At 71.0% G+C, this 21,048-nt stretch carries 17 protein-coding genes and 1 pseudogene; 17 read left to right on the forward strand and 1 reads right to left on the reverse strand.

Annotated elements, in window-relative coordinates:
- Nucleotides 1-150: 150 nt before the first annotated feature.
- From ftsZ to QOL16_RS06980, 12 genes and pseudogenes are all read left to right on the forward strand, one after another.
- On the forward strand, nucleotides 151-1,314 hold the full coding sequence (gene ftsZ, locus QOL16_RS06925; protein WP_065960866.1) for a cell division protein FtsZ: 1,164 nt from the start codon (nucleotides 151-153) through the stop codon (nucleotides 1,312-1,314).
- 6 nt (nucleotides 1,315-1,320) lie between these two features.
- Entirely contained in the window at nucleotides 1,321-2,082 is a 762-nt protein-coding gene (locus QOL16_RS06930) for a YggS family pyridoxal phosphate-dependent enzyme (RefSeq protein WP_083395074.1), read from the forward strand.
- A gap of 43 nt (nucleotides 2,083-2,125) precedes the next feature.
- Nucleotides 2,126-2,692 carry a cell division protein SepF gene (locus QOL16_RS06935; RefSeq protein WP_065960868.1) on the forward strand — a complete coding sequence of 189 codons (567 nt, stop codon included), beginning with the start codon at nucleotides 2,126-2,128 and terminating at the stop codon, nucleotides 2,690-2,692.
- 73 nt (nucleotides 2,693-2,765) lie between these two features.
- Nucleotides 2,766-3,062, forward strand: a complete 297-nt coding sequence (locus tag QOL16_RS06940) for a YggT family protein (protein ID WP_253181573.1) — start codon at nucleotides 2,766-2,768, stop codon at nucleotides 3,060-3,062.
- 182 nt (nucleotides 3,063-3,244) lie between these two features.
- Nucleotides 3,245-3,937 (forward strand): DivIVA domain-containing protein, encoded by a 693-nt coding sequence (locus QOL16_RS06945; RefSeq protein ID WP_071284914.1) that lies wholly within the window; start codon nucleotides 3,245-3,247, stop codon nucleotides 3,935-3,937.
- A 2-nt stretch (nucleotides 3,938-3,939) separates the two neighbouring features.
- On the forward strand, nucleotides 3,940-4,686 hold the full coding sequence (gene lspA, locus QOL16_RS06950; protein WP_254780289.1) for a signal peptidase II: 747 nt from the start codon (nucleotides 3,940-3,942) through the stop codon (nucleotides 4,684-4,686).
- The gene (locus QOL16_RS06955) at nucleotides 4,683-5,615 is read left to right on the forward strand and encodes an RluA family pseudouridine synthase (protein ID WP_065960878.1); all 933 of its coding nucleotides are present in this window, start codon (nucleotides 4,683-4,685) and stop codon (nucleotides 5,613-5,615) included. The genes lspA and QOL16_RS06955 overlap by 4 nt, the downstream gene beginning before the upstream one ends.
- Before the next feature lie 695 nt (nucleotides 5,616-6,310).
- Nucleotides 6,311-9,793 (forward strand): DNA polymerase III subunit alpha, encoded by a 3,483-nt coding sequence (gene dnaE / locus QOL16_RS06960; protein ID WP_071284929.1) that lies wholly within the window; start codon nucleotides 6,311-6,313, stop codon nucleotides 9,791-9,793.
- A 7-nt stretch (nucleotides 9,794-9,800) separates the two neighbouring features.
- Nucleotides 9,801-10,880, forward strand: coding sequence for a hypothetical protein (locus QOL16_RS06965; protein WP_175473109.1), 1,080 nt, complete (start codon nucleotides 9,801-9,803; stop codon nucleotides 10,878-10,880).
- Entirely contained in the window at nucleotides 10,877-12,187 is a 1,311-nt protein-coding gene (gene hisD / locus QOL16_RS06970; protein ID WP_065960880.1) for a histidinol dehydrogenase, read from the forward strand. Before QOL16_RS06965 ends, hisD begins: the two co-directional genes overlap by 4 nt.
- A gap of 32 nt (nucleotides 12,188-12,219) precedes the next feature.
- Nucleotides 12,220-12,663 (forward strand): annotated as a pseudogene (nrdR, locus tag QOL16_RS06975) (transcriptional regulator NrdR); the annotation flags it as partial.
- A 167-nt stretch (nucleotides 12,664-12,830) separates the two neighbouring features.
- The gene (locus tag QOL16_RS06980) at nucleotides 12,831-13,907 is read left to right on the forward strand and encodes a quinone-dependent dihydroorotate dehydrogenase (protein WP_065960885.1); all 1,077 of its coding nucleotides are present in this window, start codon (nucleotides 12,831-12,833) and stop codon (nucleotides 13,905-13,907) included.
- A 944-nt stretch (nucleotides 13,908-14,851) separates the two neighbouring features.
- On the opposite strand, the gene QOL16_RS06985 is transcribed toward QOL16_RS06980, so the two are convergent.
- Nucleotides 14,852-15,427, reverse strand: a complete 576-nt coding sequence (locus tag QOL16_RS06985) for a DUF3043 domain-containing protein (protein ID WP_071284913.1) — start codon at nucleotides 15,425-15,427, stop codon at nucleotides 14,852-14,854.
- Nucleotides 15,428-15,479: 52 nt separating this feature from the next.
- Here QOL16_RS06985 and QOL16_RS06990 point away from each other — a divergent pair, with 52 nt between their 5' ends.
- The 5 genes from QOL16_RS06990 (at nucleotide 15,480) to QOL16_RS07010 (ending at nucleotide 21,025) form a co-directional block, all read left to right on the forward strand.
- On the forward strand, nucleotides 15,480-17,024 hold the full coding sequence (locus QOL16_RS06990; protein WP_139266447.1) for a dipeptidase: 1,545 nt from the start codon (nucleotides 15,480-15,482) through the stop codon (nucleotides 17,022-17,024).
- 228 nt (nucleotides 17,025-17,252) lie between these two features.
- Entirely contained in the window at nucleotides 17,253-17,627 is a 375-nt protein-coding gene (locus QOL16_RS06995; protein ID WP_065960895.1) for an iron-sulfur cluster assembly accessory protein, read from the forward strand.
- A 326-nt stretch (nucleotides 17,628-17,953) separates the two neighbouring features.
- A complete protein-coding gene (gene coxB / locus QOL16_RS07000) occupies nucleotides 17,954-18,856 on the forward strand; it encodes a cytochrome c oxidase subunit II (RefSeq protein ID WP_065960903.1) in 903 nt (300 codons plus the stop codon).
- Nucleotides 18,857-18,867: 11 nt separating this feature from the next.
- A complete protein-coding gene (gene ctaD / locus QOL16_RS07005) occupies nucleotides 18,868-20,604 on the forward strand; it encodes a cytochrome c oxidase subunit I (RefSeq protein WP_065960904.1) in 1,737 nt (578 codons plus the stop codon).
- Nucleotides 20,605-20,608: 4 nt separating this feature from the next.
- Complete coding sequence (locus QOL16_RS07010; RefSeq protein ID WP_065960907.1) at nucleotides 20,609-21,025, forward strand: cytochrome c oxidase subunit 4; 417 nt, start codon at nucleotides 20,609-20,611, stop codon at nucleotides 21,023-21,025.
- Nucleotides 21,026-21,048: the final 23 nt, after the last annotated feature.

The following is a 21,048-nucleotide window of genomic DNA, read 5'->3' on the forward strand; positions in this document are numbered from 1 at the left end:
CGGAATTGCGGAACCCGAATGACGACACGCGGCGTGGCGGGGCGACAGGGCTCCCGGGGCACCCGTAGCGTCGTCGGAGCACCACATCTACCAGCAAGACCCCTGAACTTCAAGTAGAGGTTGAGGGTTTCGACCGGAGGCCCGACTGACGTGACCACGAACCACAACTACCTCGCCGTCATCAAGGTCGTCGGCGTCGGCGGCGGCGGCGTGAACGCCGTGAACCGCATGATCGAGCTCGGCCTCCGCGGCGTCGAGTTCATCGCGATCAACACCGACGCCCAGGCGCTCCTGCTCAGCGACGCCGACGTGAAGCTCGACGTGGGTCGTGAGATCACGCGCGGCCTCGGTGCCGGCGCGGACCCCGAGGTCGGCCGTCGTGCCGCCGAGGACCACGCCGAGGAGATCGAGGAAGCCCTCGCGGGCGCCGACATGGTCTTCGTCACCGCAGGCGAGGGCGGCGGCACCGGTACGGGTGGTGCGCCGGTCGTCGCGCGCATCGCGAAGTCGATCGGCGCGCTCACCATCGGCGTCGTCACGAAGCCGTTCAGCTTCGAGGGCAAGCGTCGCCAGTCCCAGGCCGAGAACGGCGTCGCCGGACTCAAGGACGAGGTCGACACGCTCATCGTCGTCCCGAACGACCGCCTGCTCGAGATCTCCGACCGCGGCATCTCCATGGTCGAGGCCTTCGCGACCGCCGACCAGGTGCTGCTCGCCGGCGTGCAGGGCATCACCGACCTCATCACGACCCCGGGTCTGATCAACCTCGACTTCGCCGACGTCAAGTCGGTCATGCAGGGCGCCGGTTCCGCGCTCATGGGCATCGGTTCGTCCCGCGGGGCCGACCGGGCGATCAAGGCCGCCGAGCTCGCCGTGGCCTCGCCCCTGCTCGAGGCCTCGATCGACGGTGCGCACGGTGTGCTGCTCTCGATCCAGGGTGGGTCGAACCTCGGCATCTTCGAGATCAACGACGCCGCGCGCCTGGTGCAGGAAGCGGTCCACCCCGAGGCCAACATCATCTTCGGTGCCGTCATCGACGACACCCTCGGCGACGAGGTCCGCGTGACCGTCATCGCCGCCGGCTTCGACGGCGGCGAGCCGAGCGCACAGCAGAAGGAGCGTCGCTCGAGCTGGGTCGACCCCGAGGGCGGCTCGTCCGCTCCCGCGTCCAGCGGTGCGACCGGTTCGATCGAGGACACCGCGACCAGCACGCCGTCGTGGGCCTCGCAGCAGCACGAGGCGCCGGCGCAGCGCGCCGCCGACCCGGCCTTCGACGGTGACGACGAGCTCGACGTCCCCGACTTCCTCAAGTAAGGAACGATGGCAGCCGACACGCGCCTCCCGTCCGCCTCGTCACCCGACGACGGACGGGAGGCGCGTGCTGCGTCCGGTGGTGACGACGCGCTCGCGACGCGGCTCGCGACGGTGCGCGGCAGCATCGCCGACGCGGCACGTGTCGCGGGACGCAGCGTCGACGAGCTGACGCTCGTCGTCGTCACGAAGTACCACCCGGCGTCGCTCGTCCGCGACCTGGCGGCACTCGGCGTCACCGACGTGGGGGAGAACCGCCACCAGGAGGCGCAGGCGAAGGCCGCGGAGCTCGCCGACCTCGGGCTGACCTGGCACTTCGTCGGCCAGCTCCAGTCGAAGAAGGCGCGGCAGGTCCGCCGCTACGCCGACGTCGTGCACTCGCTCGACCGGGACTCCGTCGTCGACGCCTTCGCGCCCACCGAGGCCGAGCCCGACCCGCGCGTCGTCGAGGGTTTCGTGCAGGTGAACCTCACCGACGACCCGGGCCGTGGCGGCGTGCAGCCCGACGCCGTCGAGGCGATGGTCGAGCGGGTGCTCGCGACCGGGACCGTCCGCCTGCGCGGTGTGATGGCGGTCGCGCCGCTCGAGGGGTCGCCCCGCGCCGCGTTCGCCCGACTGCGGACGATCTCGGAGCGGGTGGCGTCGCTGGCGCCCGGCGCGACCGACATCTCCGCGGGGATGAGCGGCGACCACGCCGAGGCGATCGCCGAGGGCGCGACACACCTGCGGATCGGGACCGCAATCACGGGAAACCGACCGGTCGCGCCCTAGCCTCGTGGCAGGGCACCCACGAGCAAGCACGACCGGAGGAACCATGGCCAACCCGCTCAAGAAGACGATGGTCTACCTCGGCCTCGCCGACGAGGAACTGTACGAGGACGAGCAGCAGGAAGCTCCCGCGCAGCAGCGGCAGCACGCCGCTCCCGCCCCCGCCGCAGCCCCGTCGGTGGCGCCCGTGCAGGAGACCCCGGCACCCGCGGCCGCTCCGGCAGCGGCACCCGCGGAGCCCAAGACGCACACCCACCAGCGCGGCGCCCAGGTCACCCCGCTCCGCCGCTCGCACACGACCGCACAGAAGGCGACCCCGGTCCAGGAAATGAACGAGATCCTCACCGTCCACCCGCGCGAGTACAAGGACGCCCAGTCCATCGCCGAGAGCTTCCGCGACGGGATCCCCGTCATCATCAACCTCTCGCAGATGACCGAGACCGACGCCCGTCGCATGATCGACTTCGCGTCGGGGCTGTCCCTCGGGCTGTACGGCAAGATCGAGCGCGTGACCAACAAGGTCTTCCTGCTGTCGCCCGCCCACGTCGCGGTGAGCGGCGAGCCGGCTGAGGTAGAGTCCGACATCGAGGCGTCCTTCTTCGCCCAGTCCTGAGCCGGCCCCCGGTTCACCCGCCCCCGTGCGGCCGTCGGTCTGACGGGCGCACCCGAGCCGAGCGAGCCCCATCGTGTCACTGGTCTTCGGGATCCTGTCCTTCGCCCTCCTCCTCTACTTCTTCGTGATGTGGGGCCGGTTCGCGCTCGACATCGTGCAGGCGTACAACCGGTCGTGGCGTCCCCGGGGCGGCGTGCTCGTGCTCTCGGAGTTCGTGTACACCGTGACCGACCCGCCGATCCGGGCCGTGCGCAAGCTCCTCCCGCCGTTGCGGATGGGGCCGGTCGCACTCGACTTCGGGTGGACCATCGTCATGCTCGTCGTGATCATCCTCCGGGTGATCGTCGGCACGCTCGCCCGGTCGTTCTGACCGGATCGGTCCCGACACGCGCCACGCCGGGGCCCGGACACCGTTCCGGGCACGGTGTCGGTGTACGGTGGTCGGGATCGAGGCCCGCTCCGGCAGGCCTCCGCACCACTCGGCACGGCTGGTAGGTTCGGTCGTGACGCAAGTGGTTCCACACGTTCAGCAGTTCTATCGAGGTGACGGCAATGGCTTTGACGCCGGAAGACGTAGTCAACAAGCGGTTCCAGCCGACGAAGTTCCGTGAGGGCTACGACCAGGACGAGGTCGACGACTTCCTGGACGAGGTCGTCGTCGAGCTCCGTCGTCTGACGGCCGAGAACGACGAGCTGCGCCAGCGCCTGCAGTCGGCCGAGTCCGCGCCGAAGCTGGCGAAGGACGAGCAGTCGGCACCGGCCTCCGCTCCGGAGCCCGAGCCCACCCCGGCCCCCGTCGCCGCAGCACCGGAGCCCGCTCCGGTCGCCGCCGCCGCGCCGGCCCCGTCGACGGTCCCCGCCGACGAGGACACCGAGGGCACCACGAACCTCCTCACGCTCGCTCGTCGTCTGCACGAGGAGCACGTCCGCGAGGGCGTCGAGAAGCGTGACGCGCTCATCGCCGAGGGCACCGCGCAGGCCGCCCGCCTGGTCTCCGAGGCCGAGGCGAAGCAGCGCCAGATCATCGCGGACACCGAGAACACCAGCCGCCAGCGCGTGCAGGTGCTCGAGCAGGAGCAGCGCCAGCTCGAGGGCAAGATCGACGAGCTCCGGACGTTCGAGCGCGACTACCGTGCGCAGCTCAAGAGCTACATCCAGGGGCAGCTCGCCGAGCTCGACGGTTCGGGCTCCGAGCAGTCCGGCCTCACCCCCGCGCCGGCATCGGCGCAGGGCTTCGGCAACTGACGTTGGTCCGACCAGCACCATCGGCGAAGGTCAGTGTCCGCGCTATCGCGGCACTGGCCTTCGCCGCTGTCGTCGTGGTGGCGCTCGACCAGGGCGTGAAGGCCCTCGTCGTCGCGAACCTGCCGTACGGCCAGCCCGTCGCCGTCCTCGGGGACGCCCTGCAGTTCTTCTACGTGCGGAACCCCGGCGCCGCGTTCTCGTTCGCGGTCAACATGACGTGGGTGTTCTCGATCGTGTCGACGGCCGTGGTCGTGGCGATCATCGTCTTCGCGCGGCGCATCCGGTCGATGTGGTGGGCGCTCGTCCTGGGCATGCTGCTCGGCGGCGCGCTCGGCAACCTGCTCGACCGGCTCTTCCGAGAGCCCGGCTTCGGTCGCGGGCACGTGGTCGACTTCATCTCCACGCCGTGGATGATGCCGGCGATCTACAACATCGCGGACGCGTTCATCTGCGTCAGCATGGTCGTGTTCGTGCTGCTCGTCGTGTTCGGGGTCAACCTCGACGGGACGCGCACGCCGTCGGCGAAGCAGCAGCGCGCCGACGCGGCCGCCACCGCCACGTCGTCCGACGACGTCGAGCGCTCCGCGCACCGCGTCGCGGACGACGGGACCGCCGCCCGTGACGCAGCCGTCCCGACGACCGCGGCCGACGCTGCGGACGCGGGTCGCGCCTCCCGGCCGGCCGACCGCACCACGGACCCGCGCGGGCCGCACGACCTCCGCGACGCGCTCGGACACGACGCGACGTGAGCGTCGAGTCCCGGTCCCTGCCCGTGCCGGACGGGCTCGCGGGCGAGCGCGTCGACGCCGCCCTCGCGAAGCTGCTCGGCTTCAGCCGGTCGTTCGCGGCCGACGTCGTCGCCGCTGGCGGCGTCAGCGTCGACGGCGTGACGGTCGGCAAGTCCGACCGGCTGCACGCCGACTCCTGGCTCGAGGTGTCGTGGTCGCCCAAGGAGCCGCCGCGGATCGTCCCGGTCGAGGTGCCGGGCATGACGATCGTCCACGACGACGAGGACATCGTCGTCGTCGACAAGCCAGTCGGTGTCGCCGCGCACCCGTCGCCCGGGTGGGACGGCCCGACCGTCCCCGGGGGGCTCGCCGCCGCGGGCTTCACGATCGCGACCTCCGGCGCCGCCGAGCGCGCGGGCATCGTGCACCGGCTCGACGTCGGGACGTCCGGGCTCATGGTCGTCGCGAAGACCGAGACCGCGTACACGCACCTGAAGCGGGCGTTCAAGGAGCGGACCGTCGAGAAGGTCTACCACGCGCTCGCGCAGGGGCACCCCGACCCGAGCTCCGGCACGATCGACGCGCCCATCGGACGGCACCCGTCGAGCGACTGGAAGTTCGCGGTCACCGCGGACGGCAAGCCGAGCGTGACGCACTACGAGACCCTCGAGGCGTTCCGAGCCGCGTCGCTGCTCGAGGTGCACCTGGAGACCGGGCGCACCCACCAGATCCGCGTGCACATGGCTGCCACCCGTCACCCGCTCGTCGGGGACACCACGTACGGCGCCGACCCGGTGCTCGCCGGGGAGCTCGGGCTGACGCGGCAGTGGCTCGACGCGGTCCGGCTCGGCTTCGCGCACCCGCGCACGGGGGAGTGGGTGTCGTTCGAGGCGTCCTACCCCGAGGACCTGCAGGTCGCGCTCGACCGGATCCGGGCCGCGTCCGCCTGAGGGCGACCGCCGCCGGGCCACGCGCCGCCGGGCGGGCGGCGCCGGGCGGGCGGCGCGTGGTGCGTGGCGGCGCCGCCCTGGCCGAGCGGGCCCGATCCGTCCCACTCGGTGCGTCCGCCCGACGGTCCGCATCCGCTCGGCGAACACCGCGCGGCGTGTCCCGCGCGTTCGTTCGGCGCCGAGCCAGTCCACGCCCGGACGGGAGGCGCGTTGCGGCGCCGCCACGCGCCTCCCGTCCGGCACCGGGTCACGTCCACCGTCGGCCCCCGAGCGCGCACGTTCCGTCTCGATCGGCGCCATCAGGCGACGTGTACCGCCCGCTCCGCGGAACGCGCGCGGCATGTCCTGTCCGCTCGGCAGGGCCGGCTCGCCCGGCGAGCCGAGCGGCGAGGCCGGCCCGCCCGGCGAGCCGAGCGGGCCTTCTCCGTCACGGTGGGCGGCATCGAGCGACGCGAACCGCCCGATCGGCGCAACGCCCGTGGCGTGTCCTGCCCGCTCGCGGGGCGGGCAGCGCCGGACGCCGGTCTGCGCTCGCGTCGGACACGCGCGGGAACGTCTGCGGTCACGTCGGACACGCGCGGGAACGTCGCCGGTCGCGGTTAGGCTGTTCCCGCCCCGCAGCAGACCGTCGAACCGGAGGTACCGTGTCGGACACCGACTCCTTCGTCCACCTGCACGTGCACAGCGAGTACTCGATGCTCGACGGCGCCGCGCGACTCACCGACCTCGTCGCCGAGACCGCCGCGCAGGGGATGCCGGCGGTGGCCGTCACCGACCACGGCAACATGTTCGGCGCGTTCGAGTTCTGGAAGGCCGCGAAGGCCGGCGGCGTCAAGCCGATCATCGGGACCGAGGCGTACATCACGCCGCGCACGCACCGCACCGACAAGACGCGTGTGCGCTGGGGCGACGGCGGGGGCGACGACGTCTCGGGCTCGGGTGCGTACACGCACATGACGATGTTCGCCGAGAACACCGCGGGCATGCACAACCTGTTCCGGCTGTCGTCCCGCGCCTCGATCGAGGGCTACTACTTCAAGCCCCGCATGGACATCGAGCTCCTCGACCAGTACCACGACGGCATCATCGCGACGACGGGCTGCCCCTCGGGCGAGATCCAGACCCGACTCCGTCTCGGCCAGTACGACGAAGCGCTCAAGGCCGCCGCCGACTACCGAGACATCTTCGGCAAGGACAACTACTTCGCCGAGATCATGGACCACGGCCTCGAGATCGAGCGCCGCGTGATCGAGGACGTCGTCCGCATCTCGAAGGACCTCGGCATCCCGCTCATCGGGACGAACGACCTGCACTACACCCACGCGCACGACGCGAAGTCGCACGCGGCGCTGCTCTGCGTGCAGTCCGGGTCGACGCTGAACGACCCGAACCGCTTCAAGTTCGACGCCGACGAGTTCTACCTGAAGACCCCGCAGCAGATGCGCCACGTCTTCCGCGACCACCCCGAGGCCTGCGACAACACGCTCCTCATCGCCGAGCGGTGCGAGGTCGAGTTCGACACCGCGGCGAACTACATGCCGAAGTTCCCGGTGCCCGAGGGCGAGACCGAGCACTCGTGGTTCGAGAAGGAAGTCGCGAAGGGTCTGGAGTACCGGTACCCGGAGGGCATCTCGCGCGAGGTCCAGGAGCGCGCCGACTACGAGGTCGGGATCATCAACCAGATGGGCTTCCCGGGGTACTTCCTCGTCGTCGCCGACTTCATCAACTGGTCGAAGAACAACGGCATCCGCGTCGGACCGGGCCGTGGTTCCGGTGCCGGCTCGATGGTCGCGTACGCGATGCGCATCACCGACCTCGACCCGATCCGTCACGGCCTCATCTTCGAGCGATTCCTCAACCCGGACCGCGTCTCGATGCCCGACTTCGACGTCGACTTCGACGACCGGCGCCGTGGTGAGGCGATCAAGTACGTCACCGAGAAGTACGGGTCGGAGCGCGTCGCCCAGATCGTCACGTACGGCACCATCAAGGCGAAGCAGGCGCTCAAGGACTCCTCCCGCGTGCTCGGCTTCCCCTTCGGCATGGGCGAGAAGCTCACGAAGGCGATGCCGCCGCCCGTGATGGGCAAGGACATCCCGCTGACCGGGATCTTCGACAAGGACCACCCGCGGTACAAGGAAGCCGTCGACGTCCGCACGGTCGTCGAGACCGACCCCGAGGCGAAGACGGTGTTCGACACCGCGCTCGGGCTCGAGGGGCTGAAGCGCCAGTGGGGCGTCCACGCCGCCGGCGTCATCATGTCGAGCGAGCCGCTCATCGACATCATCCCCGTGATGAAGCGCGAGCAGGACGGCCAGATCGTCACGCAGTTCGACTACCCGGCCGCGGAGTCGCTCGGCCTGATCAAGATGGACTTCCTGGGGCTCCGGAACCTCACGATCATCAGCGACGCCCTCGACAACATCAAGAGCAACCGCGGCATCGACCTCGACCTCGAGACGATGGGGCTCGAGGACGAAGAGGCCTACGCGCTCCTGCAGCGCGGCGACACCCTCGGCGTGTTCCAGCTCGACGGCGGCCCGATGCGCGGTCTGCTCCGCCTGATGAAGCCGGACAACTTCGAGGACATCTCCGCGCTCATCGCCCTGTACCGTCCGGGCCCCATGGGTGCGAACTCGCACACGAACTACGCGCTCCGCAAGAACGGCGAGCAGCCGATCACGCCGATCCACCCGGAGCTCGAGGAACCGCTCCAGGACATCATCGGCACGACCTACGGCCTGATCATCTACCAGGAGCAGGTCATGGCCATCGCGCAGAAGGTCGCGGGCTTCTCCCTCGGCCAGGCGGACATCCTCCGCCGCGCGATGGGCAAGAAGAAGAAGTCCGAGCTCGACAAGCAGTACGCGGGCTTCCAGAAGGGCATGCAGGACAACGGCTACTCGGCCGCTGCCATCAAGACGCTCTGGGACATCCTGCTGCCGTTCTCCGACTACGCGTTCAACAAGGCGCACTCCGCCGCGTACGGCGTCGTGTCGTTCTGGACCGCGTACCTCAAGGCCCACTACCCGGCCGAGTACATGGCGGCGCTGCTCACGAGCGTCGGTGACGCCCGCGACAAGCTCGCGCTGTACCTCAACGAGTGCCGACGCATGGGCATCAAGGTCATGCCCCCGGACGTCAACGAGTCGATCGGCTTCTTCGCGGCCGTCGGGGACGACATCCGCTTCGGCATGGGCGCGATCCGCAACGTCGGCTTCAACGTCGTCGACGACATCGTGCAGGCGCGCACCGAGAAGGGCGCGTTCGAGTCGTTCCACGACTTCCTGCGCAAGATCCCGATCTCGTCGGCGAACAAGCGGACCGTCGAGTCGCTCATCAAGGCCGGTGCGTTCGACGAGTTCGGCGACACCCGTCGCGCCCTGGTCGAGATCCACGAGGGCGCGGTCGAGGGCGCGGTCAAGGTCAAGCGCGACGAGGCCCACGGCAACGTCGGCTTCGACTTCGACTCGCTGTTCGCCGAGGTCGCCGAGGAGCAGCCGTCCTCGGCCCCGGTGTCGCAGGTCCCGGACCGTCCGGAGTGGTCCAAGCGCGACAAGCTGGCGTTCGAGCGCGACATGCTCGGCCTCTACGTGTCCGACCACCCGCTGGCCGGCCTCGAGATCGAGCTCGCGAAGCACCAGTCGATCACCATCGCCGACCTGCTCAGCGCCGACGACTCGATCGAGGGCGAGACCGTCACGGTGGCGGGCCTGCTCACGAGCGTGCAGCACCGCGTCGCGAAGTCGAGCGGCAACCCGTACGGCATCGTCCAGATCGAGGACTTCGGCGGCGAGATCGGGGTCATGTTCCTCGGCAAGACGTACCAGGAGTTCGGCCCGTCCCTCGTCGCCGACTCGATCGTCGTGCTGCGCGGCCGGGTGAACGTCCGCGACGACGGCAAGGCGCTGCACGCGGTGAGCATGTTCCAGCCGAACGTCGGCGACGCGATGGGCTCCGGCCCGCTGACGCTGTCGGTGCCGGAGCGTCAGGCGACCACCGAGATCGTCACGGAGCTGGCCGCGGTGCTCGGCCGGCACAGTGGCGAGACCGAGGTGCGGCTCAAGCTCGTGAAGGACTCCGTGGCGCGCACGTTCGAGCTGCCGATGCCGGTGAACCTCACGCCAGACCTGTTCGGCGAGCTGAAGAGCCTGCTCGGCCCGCGCTGTCTGGTCTAGGCACGGCGTGACCGCCCCCGGAGCACCACGGCCGTCGGCCGCGGTGCTCCGGGCGTTCGGGGCCGGTGGCCGCACGCCGGTCCGCCTCGACGGTGGGCGCGGGGAGACGTGGCGCGCCGGTGACGTCGTCCTGCGTCCGCACGGTGACGTCCGGGAGGCGCGGTGGCGGTCCGACACGCTGGCCCGGCTCCCGCACACGGCCGCGTTCCGGACGCCCCGCCCGGTCGCGGCTGCGGTCGGCGGAGGCAGGTCCGTGGGCACCGGGGCCGTCGCAGTCGGCCCCGCGGGCGTCGACCGCCGGGCCGTCGACCCGGGGCCGGTCGACCCGGAGCCCGTCGACCCGGAGCCCGTCGAACTGGGGCCCGTCGACCCGAGGCCCGTCGAACTGGGGCCCGTCGACCCGAGGCCCGTCGAACCCGGGTCGGGCGACGTGCGGTCGGCCGGTCCCTGGTTCGTCGACGGGTGGGAGGCGTGGGAGTGGCTCGACGGTGCGACGGACCCGGCGCGCGTCGAGGACGTCGTCCGCGCCGGGTCGGCGTTCGAGGCAGCCCTGGCGGGTCTCGACCGGCCCGCGTTCCTCGACCTGGTCGACGACCCGTGGAGCCGCGCCGACCGCGTGGTGTGGGAGGCCGGGCCAGCACGGCCCGACGCCCCGGGGGACCGCGCACCGCGCACCGACCGGCTGCTCCGCACCGATCCGCTGCTGCGCCGCCTGGCCGGATCGTTCCGGCCCGTCCGGACGCCCGAGCAGCCGGTGCACGGCGACCTGCTCGGCAACGTGCTGTTCGCGCCGGGGCAGCCGCCCGCGGTGTTCGACTGGGCGCCCTACTGGCGACCGGCGGGGTACGGTGCCGCGGTCGCCGCCGTGGACGCGGTCTGCTGGCACGGTGTCCCGCTCCGACGGCTCGGGCCGCTCGGGGAACTCGCCGCCGCGCCCGAGTGGCCGCAGCTGCTCGTCCGTGCGCTCGCGTTCCGGGTCGTCACGCTGCACCTGCTCGGCGCCTGGGACGCCGGATCGACCGCCCGGCACGGGCCCGTCGTCGACGCGCTCCTGTCGGGTGCCGCCGGTACGCTGGACCCCTCATGATGCAGCGAATCGACCTCCGCGGCGGTCTGCCCGCCCGTGCCGAACTCCTCCGTCTCATGCCGCGCGCCGCCGGTGACGTCTCGTCCGCCGTGGCGTCCGCGCGCGAGCTCGTCGACGCGGTCCGACACCAGGGAGCCGACGCACTGCGCGACCAGGCCGAGCGGTTCGACGGGGGAGCGCCCGAGCACGTGCGGGTGCCCGCCGCCGAGATCGCCGCGGCCGTCGCGGGACTCACGCCGGAGCTCCGGGCCGCGCTCGACGAGGCCATCCGCCGCGTCCGTGCCGCGAGTGCCGCGCAGGTGCCCGCCGGATCGGTGACGACCCTCGCCGACGGCGCCGAGGTGCACCAGCGCTGGCAGCCGATGCGCCGCGTCGGGCTCTACGTCCCCGGCGGCAAGGCCGTCTACCCGTCGAGCGTCGTGATGAACGTCGTCCCGGCCCAGGTCGCCGGCGTCGGCTCCATCGCGCTCGTGTCGCCGCCCCAGCGCGACCACGGCGGCCGGGTCCACCCGACGATCCTCGCCGCGGCGGGGCTGCTCGGCATCGACGAGGTCTACGCCATGGGCGGTGCCGGCGCGGTCGGTGCCCTCGCGTACGGCGTCGCGTCGATCGGCCTCGAGCCGGTCGACCTCGTCACCGGTCCGGGCAACAACTACGTCGCCGCGGCCAAGCGCCTCGTGCGCGGCGTCGTCGGCATCGACTCCGAGGCCGGGGCGACCGAGATCCTCGTGATCGCCGACGACACCGCCGACCCGGGCTTCGTCGCCGCCGACCTGGTGAGCCAGGCCGAGCACGACGAGCAGGCCGGCAGCGTGCTCGTGACGACGTCCGAGGCGTTCGCCGACGCCGTGGAGGCGGCCATCCCGGAACGGGTGGCTGCGCTCGGGACGGCTGCGCGCCTCCAGACCGCCCTGGACGGACCGCAGTCGGCGGTCGTGCTCGTGGACTCGCTCGCCGACGCCGCGACCGTGAGCAACGCGTACGGGCCGGAGCACCTCGAGGTGCAGACCGCCGACGACGACGCGGTCCTCGCCGACATCGACGCGGCCGGTGCCGTCTTCGTCGGACCGAGCACGCCCGTGAGCCTCGGGGACTACCTGGCGGGGTCGAACCACGTCCTGCCGACAGGGGGTCAGGCGCGCTTCGGGTCCGGGTTGTCGGCGTCCACGTTCCTCCGCCCGCAGCAGGTGATCCGGTACTCGCCGACAGCGTTGGCCGAGGTCGCTCCGCACATCGTGGCGCTGGCGACCGAGGAGCAGCTCCCCGGTCACGCCGCCGCGGTGACGGAACGCACCGGCCGGGCCTGACGGCAGGCGGGAGCCGGTAGCCTGGGACGGCCATGTTCTGCCCCTTCTGCCGCCACCCGGACTCCCGCGTCGTCGACTCCCGCACCAGTGACGACGGGACCTCGATCCGTCGCCGTCGTCAGTGCCCGAACTGCGGACGGCGGTTCTCGACGACCGAGACCGCCTCGCTGAACGTCGTGAAGCGCAACGGCGTCACCGAGCCGTTCAGCCGCGACAAGATCGTCTCCGGTGTGCGCAAGGCGTGCCAGGGCCGGCCGGTGACCGACGGCGACCTCGCCGTGCTGGCCCAGCGGGTCGAGGAGACGGTCCGTTCCTCGGGGTCGAGCCAGATCGACGCGAACGACATCGGCCTGGCGATCCTGGCGCCGCTGCGCGAGCTCGACGAGGTGGCGTTCCTGCGCTTCGCGAGCGTGTACCAGGCGTTCGAGTCGCTCGAGGACTTCGAGGACGCCATCGGTCAGCTGCGGATCGACCACCGGGACGCTGCGCAGGCAGCCGGGACGGTCACGGCCGGGGCTGGCGCCTCGGGGTCGGGTACCGCCGGTTCGGGCTCCTCGGGGTCGGGCACCGCCGGTTCGGGCTCCTCGGGGTCGGGCTCCTCCGGTTCTGGCTCTTCCGGTTCCGGCGCCTCGGGCTCGGGCGCATGAGCGGCGTCGCCGAGCGGCTCGTCCGCGCCGGGTACGCGGTCGTGTTCCGGTCGGTGTTCGCGAACATGGACCCGGAGCGGGCGCACCACATCGCCTTCGCCGTGATCCGCGCGCTCCCGAAGGTCCCGGTCCTCGGCGGCGCGGTCGAGCGGTACTCCCGCCCGGCCGCCGAGGACGGCGTCACGACCATGGGCATCCACTTCCCCTCGCGCTTCGGCCTGGCCGCCGGGTTCGACAAGGACGCGCGCGGCATCGCGGGGCTCGGGCTCCTCGGCTTCGGACACGTCGAGGTCGGGACGATCACCGCGAAGCCGCAGCCGGGCAACGAACGTCCGCGTCTGTTCCGCCTCATCGCCGACCGGGCACTGATCAACCGCATGGGCTTCAACAACCACGGTGCCGCCCGAGCCGCACGTCGCCTCGAACGTGCGCGCCGCAACCCGGGTCGCCCGGTGATCGGCGTCAACATCGGCAAGAGCCGGGTCGTCGCGGTCGAGGACGCCGTCGACGACTACCTCGAGTCCACGCGGCTGCTCGCGCCGTTCGCCGACTACCTGGCGGTCAACGTCAGTTCGCCGAACACGCCCGGACTCCGCGGACTGCAGGAGCTGGACCAGCTGCGTCCGCTGCTGTCGGCCGTGCGGGACGCCGCCGGACGGACGCCCGTGCTCGTGAAGATCGCCCCGGACCTGACCGACGAGCAGATCGACGCGATCGCCGGGCTCGCGGTCGACCTCGGGCTGTCCGGAATCATCGCGAACAACACGACGATCGCGCGGACCGGACTGCGGACCCCGGCCGCCGAGGTCGAGGCGATGGGCGCAGGCGGACTCTCCGGTGCGCCGGTCGCGGAGCGGTCCCTCGAGGTCCTGCGCCGCGTCCGTGCTGCCGTGCCCGACGACTTCTGCGTCGTGGCCGTCGGGGGAGTGACCTCGGAGCAGGACGTCCAGGACCGCATCGACGCGGGTGCGACGCTCGTGCAGGGCTACACCGCGTTCCTCTACGAGGGGCCGACCTGGGCAACGCGGATCAACCGGCTGCGGCGGCGGCGTCTGCGGCGCGCAGCGCGCTGACCTCGCCGGCCGAGCAGTGACGTTGGTGCTGTCGCGCCGGCGTTGACGCGGCGCCTGTTGCGTCGGCGGTCGACGCGGTGCCTGTTGCGTCGGCGGTTGATGCGGCGGTGTCGTGGCGGCGCACAACGCGAGGCACCTCGCGCCGCGGTTCGCCGTGGTGCGACGTGCTTTCCGTTGTGCGGGGGCAGGTCGTGCCTCGGCGACGCCGCGGTACCGCCGCGGCGGCGGCCGCCGGGCCGGCGGGACCGCGGGAAGGGAGGCGCGCCTCCCGCTGGCACCGTGCCTCCCGTCCTCCCGTCCTCCGCCCAACCATGAGCACGTCGCGCCACGCTTCGCCGTGGCGCGACGCGCTTCCGCTTGTGCGAGGGCACGTTGCGCCGCGCCTGGTCTGCGCTTGGCCGCCCGTGGTGCGCGGGCCGGACTGAGGAAGCGTCGGACGGAGGTGTAGCTCCCGCTGGCACCGTGCCTCCCGTCCTCCGCACCACCGCGGGCACGTCGCGCCGCGGTTCGCCGCGGTGCGACGTGCTTTCCCTTGTGCGCGGGCAGGTCGCGCCCCTGTCTGGTCCGCGCTTGGCCGCCGGTGGTGCGCGGGCCGGACTGAGGAAGCGTCGGACGGGAGGCGCGGCTCCCGCTGGCACCGTGCCTCCCGTCCGGCGGGCGGGCGCCCCGGACGGCGCGCCCGGATGCTGACGCCGAGTGGGCCGTTCCTGTCGTTCCGGGCGCGCGAGCGTGACGGATCGTGCTCCCTCGGCGCTCCGCACGCGGCGCGTCCTGCCCGCTCGCGACTCCGCGCGAGGCCGCGCCCGCGCCCGGCCCGCGCCCGCGCACGGCCCGCGCCCGCGCGCGGCCCGCGCCCGCGCGCGGCCCTCGCGCCGCGCCGCCACCAGGAACGACGAAGCGCCACCCGGCGAGCCGGGTGGCGCTTCGAGGGACTGGAGCGGGCCCTACAGCGTCGGGTACTGCCCGCGCCGGACCTGCGGCTTCGGCAGGCGCAGGAAGCGCAGCTGCCACGCCCGGGTCAGGATGTAGAGGAAGGTCCCGCGCTGCGTGCTCCCGAACTTCGCGGTGAGCTTCTTGCGGAGCGACAACCAGAGGATCACGCAGTCGAGCACGAACAGCGCGACGAACGCCCACACCATGAGCAGCGAGTACGAGGCCAGGGGAGTCTGCGCGGCGGCGAACCCGACGACCAGGAACAGGACGAGGACGGGCATCATGACCTCGCCCACGTTCCAGCGGGCGTCGATCCAGTCGCGCACGAACTTGCGCTGCTCGCCCTTGTCCTTGGCCGGGAGGTAGCGTTCCTCGCCGTTCGCCATGCCCACGCGGGCCTTCTCGCGCTCCGTGGTCAGACGGGCGCGGGCGGCCTTCTTGTCCTGCGGGCTGTTGCCCACGAGCGGGCGGCGGTTGGCGGCCTCGCGCTCGCGACGCGACGGCGTCGGACGACCCTTGCCCTGCTCGAGGAGTTCTTCCTCGGAGGGGTTCACGGTCGTGTTGGTCTTGGGGGCTGCCTTCGCCACGGTGCGTTCCTGACTGCGGTTGCGTGCTGGATCGTCCTCTAGATTACGGGACATGACCGACACCGACCAGCACAGCCCCGCGACCGACCCCGCGCTCCTCGACGCCCTGCGCGAACACGTGCAGGGCGCGCTGCCGACGACGATCGCGGACCTGTCCGCCCTGGTCCGGTTGCCGTCGGTGTCGTGGTCGGCCTTCGACCCGGCGAACGTGCAGGCCAGTGCCGAGGCCGTCGCCGACCTCGCCCGGTCGACCGGCGTCTTCGCCGACGATGCCGTGCGCATCGTCCGGTCCGCGGTCGAGGGCGACACCCCGGCCACCGACGCCCCGACCACCGACGCCCCGGCCGCCGGCACCGCGGTCAGCGACACCCCGTCCGGCGACGCCGCGGCCACGGACGCCGCGCCCTCCGACACCGCGGCCGCCGCCGGGGTCGAGCTCGGCCAGCCCGCCGTCCTCGCGGTCCGCCCGGCGCGCAACGGCAAGCCGACGGTGATGCTCTACGCCCACCACGACGTGCAGCCCCAGGGCGACGACGCGCTGTGGGAGACCCCGCCCTTCGAGCCGACGCTCCGCGGCGACCGGCTGTACGGCCGTGGCGCCTCGGACGACAAGGCGGGCGTGATGACGCACATCGCCTCGCTCCGGGCCCTGCACGCGCAGTTCGGCGACGACCTCGACCTCGGTGTCGTGCTCTTCGTCGAGGGCGAGGAGGAGTTCGGCTCCCGCTCGTTCCGCACGTTCCTGCGCGAGCAGAAGGAGCACCTCGCCGCCGACGTCATCGTCGTCGCGGACAGCGACAACTGGTCGGTCGACGTCCCGTCCATCACGGTCTCGCTCCGCGGCAACGTCACGTTCAAGGCGACGCTGACGACGCTCGAGCACGCCAGCCACAGCGGCATGTTCGGCGGCGCGGCCCCCGACGCGATGATCCCGATGGTCCGCCTGCTCGCGTCGCTCCACGACGACGACGGGTCGGTGGCCGTCGAGGGCCTCACCGCGTACGAGGCCGAAGTCCCCGAGCGCTCCGAGGCCGAGCTCGCGACCGACGCCGCGCTGCTGCCCGGGGTCCGGCCGGTCGGCACCGGCCCGGTGCTGTCGCGCATGTGGTTCCAGCCGTCGCTGACGGTGACCGGCATGGACGTCCCGAGCGTCGCGAACGCCTCGAACACGCTGCTGCCCTCGGTCGCGGCCCGCATCTCGGTGCGCGTCGCGCCCGGGCAGTCGGCCACCGATGCGTACGCCGCCGTCGAGCGGCACCTGCGTGCGAACGTGCCGTTCGGTGCGCAGCTCGAGATCACCGAGGTCGACACCGGCGACGGTTTCCTGGTCGACACCGCCGGCTGGGCCGTCCAGGAGGCGCGCACCGCCATGCACGAGGGCTGGGGCGCCCCCGCGGTCGAGCAGGGCATCGGCGGGTCCATCCCCTTCGTCTCCGACCTGGCCGCCGAGTTCCCCGAGGCGCAGATCCTCGTCACGGGCGTCGAGGACCCCGACACCCGCGCACACAGCCCGAACGAGTCGCAGCACCTCGGCGTGCTGCACCGCGCGATCGCCGCCGAGGCGATCCTGCTCGCGCGGCTCGCGACGCGCGCCTGACGGCGCGATCCGGACGGGAGGCGCGGTGCCGGTCGGCACCGCGCCTCCCGTCGCGTCGACGGTCCCCTGGGGCGAGCGCGGTCGCGTGCTGTGAGCGCGGTCGCCCACAGCGCGCGCGGTCACCCGTGGAGCGCGGTCTCCTGTGGAGCACCACCCACTCCGTCGGCGGCAGTGCTTACAATCAACGACAGGCGCGGTGATCGACACCGCCCGGAGGGAGACGCGCGGATGAGCGACACCATCACCGACAACGCACCGTCGACGGACGCCCGTACCCACGGCGTCGCACTGAGCGACACCGCGGCGGCGAAGGTGGCGAGCCTGCTCGAGCAGGAGGGCCGCGACGACCTGCGCCTGCGCCTGGCGGTCCAGCCCGGCGGATGCTCCGGCCTCATCTACCAGCTCTACTTCGACGAGCGTCTGATGGACGGCGACGCCACGGCCGAGTTCGGCAGCGGCGTCGAGGTCGTCGTCGACAAGATGAGCGTCCCGTACCTGGACGGCGCGACGATCGACTTCGAGGACACGATCCAGAAGCAGGGCTTCACGATCGACAACCCGAACGCGCAGGGCAGCTGCGCCTGCGGCGACAGCTTCCACTAGGAGCGAGCGCTCCGCCACGGGGGAGCGCACGGCGTCCGTTGCACGGACCCGACCGACACGCGAGCGGGGAGCGGCCGATCTGGCCGCTCCCCGCTCGTCGTCCGTCCGACTCCTCGTCGTCGGCGGACCCGCACGACCGGGGGAAAGGCTCGTCCTCCGCCCCGCTCGAGGGCGGGAACCGACGCGTGGACCGACCCGAACCGGGGGTCGTGTGCGCGAGTGTCGGTGAGCTGCGAGTAAGCTAGGAGTGTTCCAACCAAGCTGGGAGCCAGCAATGTGCGGCCTTCGTGCCGCCGGCTCCCTGCCACGTCTTCCGAGAGGTAACAGTGCGTTCGAATCGCCGTATACGTTGGGCGGCCGTCCCGGTGGCCGTCGGTCTGGTCATCGCACTGGCTGGCTGCACGCAGCAGCAGATGAACGGATGGCTCCCCGGCACGGAGCAGACGAAGGACGTCACGAACCACACGAGCCGCATCGTCGGCCTGTGGACCACCAGCTGGATCGTCCTCCTCGCGGTGGGTCTCATCGTCTGGGGCCTCATCATCTGGGCCGCGATCGTCTACCGCCGCCGCAAGGGCCAGACCGGCCTCCCGGTGCAGATGCGGTACAACATGCCGCTCGAGATCTTCTACACGATCGTGCCGCTCATCCTGGTGCTGGGCTTCTTCGCCTTCACCGCCAAGGACCAGTCGGCCATCGAGAAGCCCTTCGAGAACCCGGACGCCACCGTGCACGTGTACGGCAAGCGCTGGGCGTGGGACTTCAACTACATCGACCAGTCCAACCCCGAGGACAGCGTCTACTACCAGGGCATCCAGGCGCAGGAAGAAGAGAACGGCAAGGGCGCGATCGACGAGTCGCAGCTGCCGACGCTCTACCTGCCGGTCGACAAGAAGGTCAAGATCGAGCTGTCGTCCCGCGACGTCGACCACTCCTTCTGGGTCATCGACTTCCTCTACAAGAAGGACATGCTCCCGGGCAAGACGAACTACGAGTACTTCGTCCCGCAGAAGATCGGCACGTACCAGGGCAAGTGCGCCGAGCTCTGCGGTGAGTACCACTCGCTGATGCTCTTCCAGGTCAAGGTCGTGTCGGACTCCGACTACAAGGCCTACCTCGAGACGCTCCGCGACCAGGGCAAGGTCGGTCTGCTCGGCAACGAGTACGACACCAACACGAACGAACCGAACAACCAGGCGCCGGCAGAGGCGTCCAGCGCGAAGAAGTAGGGGCTCGTCAGATGACAACGTCACTCGTCGGCCAGCCGACCAGGCCCTCGACGCCGGACTTCCAGGCGTCGAAGGTCGGTCGGAAGGGCAACATCATCGTCCGGTGGATCACCTCCACCGACCACAAGACCATCGGGTACATGTACCTGATCGCCTCGTTCGTCTTCTTCCTGCTCGCAGGTGTGATGGCGCTCGTGATCCGCGCACAGCTCTTCGAGCCCGGCCTGCAGGTCGTCGCCACGAAGGAGCAGTACAACCAGCTGTTCACCATGCACGGCACGATCATGCTGCTGATGTTCGCGACGCCGCTGTTCTCGGGCTTCGCGAACGCGATCATGCCGCTGCAGATCGGTGCTCCGGACGTCGCGTTCCCGCGTCTGAACGGGTTCGCCTTCTGGCTCTACCTGTTCGGCTCGCTGATCGCCGTCGGTGGCTTCCTCACCCCGCAGGGTGCCGCGTCCTTCGGCTGGTTCGCCTACGCGCCACTGAGTGACACGACGTTCACGCCGGGTCTCGGTGGGACGCTCTGGGTCTTCGGCCTGGGCATGACCGGCTTCTCGACGATCCTCGGCGCGGTGAACTTCATCACGACGATCATCACGATGCGTGCCCCCGGCATGACGATGTTCCGCATGTCGATCTTCACGTGGAACACCCTCGTGACGTCGCTGCTCGTGCTGATGGCCTTCCCGGTCCTCGCCGCGGCGCTGTTCGGCCTCGGCCTCGACCGCGTGTTCGACGCGCAGATCTACAACCCGGCCAACGGCGGTGCCCTGCTCTGGCAGCACCTGTTCTGGTTCTTCGGGCACCCCGAGGTCTACATCATCGCGCTGCCGTTCTTCGGCATCGTCTCCGAGGTCTTCCCGGTCTTCAGCCGCAAGCCGATCTTCGGGTACAAGACCCTCGTCTACGCGACCATCTCCATCGCGGCCCTCTCGGTCACGGTGTGGGCGCACCACATGTACGTCACCGGTGGCGTCCTGCTCCCGTGGTTCTCGCTCATGACGATGCTCATCGCGGTCCCGACCGGCGTGAAGATCTTCAACTGGGTCGGCACCATGTGGCGCGGTTCGGTCACGTTCGAGACGCCGCTGCTCTGGGCCCTCGGCTTCCTCATCACCTTCACGTTCGGTGGTCTCACCGGTGTGATCCTGGCGTCGCCGCCGCTCGACTTCCACGTGTCCGACTCGTACTTCGTCGTCGCGCACTTCCACTACGTGGTCTTCGGCACCGTCGTGTTCGCGATGTTCTCCGGGTTCTACTTCTGGTGGCCGAAGTGGACCGGCAAGATGCTCAACGAGCGTCTCGGCAAGATCCACTTCTGGCTGCTGTTCATCGGCTTCCACACGACGTTCCTCATCCAGCACTGGCTGGGCGTCATCGGCATGCCGCGTCGCTACGCGACCTACCTGCCGAACGACGGCTTCACCTGGATGAACCAGCTGTCGACGATCGGCTCGATGATCCTCGCGATCTCGTTCCTGCCGTTCATCTTCAACGTCTACGTGACCGCTCGGAACGCTCCGAAGGTCGCGGTGAACGACCCCTGGGGCTACGGCCGCTCGCTCGAGTGGGCGACCAGCTGCCCGCCGCCCCGCCACAACTTCACGTCGATCCCGCGGATCCGTTCCGAATCCCCGGCCTTCGACCTGAACCACCCGGAAGCGGGTGTGCCGATCGGTGTGGGTCCTGCGAAGGACGCACCGGACGCTCCGACCTACGACGCCGCGAAGGGCGAGGTGAAGTAAGCCGATGCGCGCCAACACCAACCTGTTCTGGATCCTCTTCGGGTTCTTCATCCTCGCGGACGCCGCGTACACGATCTGGGCACTGATCTACTACGGTCGCCCGGAGTGGGTCGGCACGGTCGCGATCGGCCTCACCGGGATCATGTCCGCGTTCATCGCGTTCTACCTCGGCAAGGTCATGTCCTCGCAGGGCGGCGTGCTGCCCGAGGACCGTCCGGACGCCAACATCGAGGACGGCGACGCCGAGCTCGGGCACTTCAGCCCGTGGTCGTGGTGGCCGATCCTGCTCGCCGGTTCCACTGCCCTGTGCTTCCTCGGTCTCGCGGCCGGTCTGTGGATCGTCCCGATCGGGCTCGCCATGGTCACCGTGACCCTCGTGGGCTGGGTCTACGAGTACTACCGCGGCAACTTCGGACACTGATCTCCACGCTGCAGCGCACCTGA

This window comes from Curtobacterium sp. MCBA15_004, assembly GCF_001865055.2.
Classification (GTDB): domain Bacteria; phylum Actinomycetota; class Actinomycetes; order Actinomycetales; family Microbacteriaceae; genus Curtobacterium.

What these genes read in the sequence shown, in the direction of transcription:
- QOL16_RS06930 (WP_083395074.1), top strand. Translation starts at nt 1,321, where the DNA reads ATGGCAGCCGACACGCGCCTCCCGTCCGCCTCGTCACCCGACGACGGA.
- QOL16_RS06935 (WP_065960868.1), top strand. Translation starts at nt 2,126, where the DNA reads ATGGCCAACCCGCTCAAGAAGACGATGGTCTACCTCGGCCTCGCCGAC.
- QOL16_RS06945 (WP_071284914.1), top strand. Translation starts at nt 3,245, where the DNA reads ATGGCTTTGACGCCGGAAGACGTAGTCAACAAGCGGTTCCAGCCGACG.
- dnaE (WP_071284929.1), top strand. Translation starts at nt 6,311, where the DNA reads ATGCTCGACGGCGCCGCGCGACTCACCGACCTCGTCGCCGAGACCGCC.
- hisD (WP_065960880.1), top strand. Translation starts at nt 10,877, where the DNA reads ATGATGCAGCGAATCGACCTCCGCGGCGGTCTGCCCGCCCGTGCCGAA.
- QOL16_RS06980 (WP_065960885.1), top strand. Translation starts at nt 12,831, where the DNA reads ATGAGCGGCGTCGCCGAGCGGCTCGTCCGCGCCGGGTACGCGGTCGTG.
- QOL16_RS06990 (WP_139266447.1), top strand. Translation starts at nt 15,480, where the DNA reads ATGACCGACACCGACCAGCACAGCCCCGCGACCGACCCCGCGCTCCTC.
- QOL16_RS06995 (WP_065960895.1), top strand. Translation starts at nt 17,253, where the DNA reads ATGAGCGACACCATCACCGACAACGCACCGTCGACGGACGCCCGTACC.
- ctaD (WP_065960904.1), top strand. Translation starts at nt 18,868, where the DNA reads ATGACAACGTCACTCGTCGGCCAGCCGACCAGGCCCTCGACGCCGGAC.
- QOL16_RS07010 (WP_065960907.1), top strand. Translation starts at nt 20,609, where the DNA reads ATGCGCGCCAACACCAACCTGTTCTGGATCCTCTTCGGGTTCTTCATC.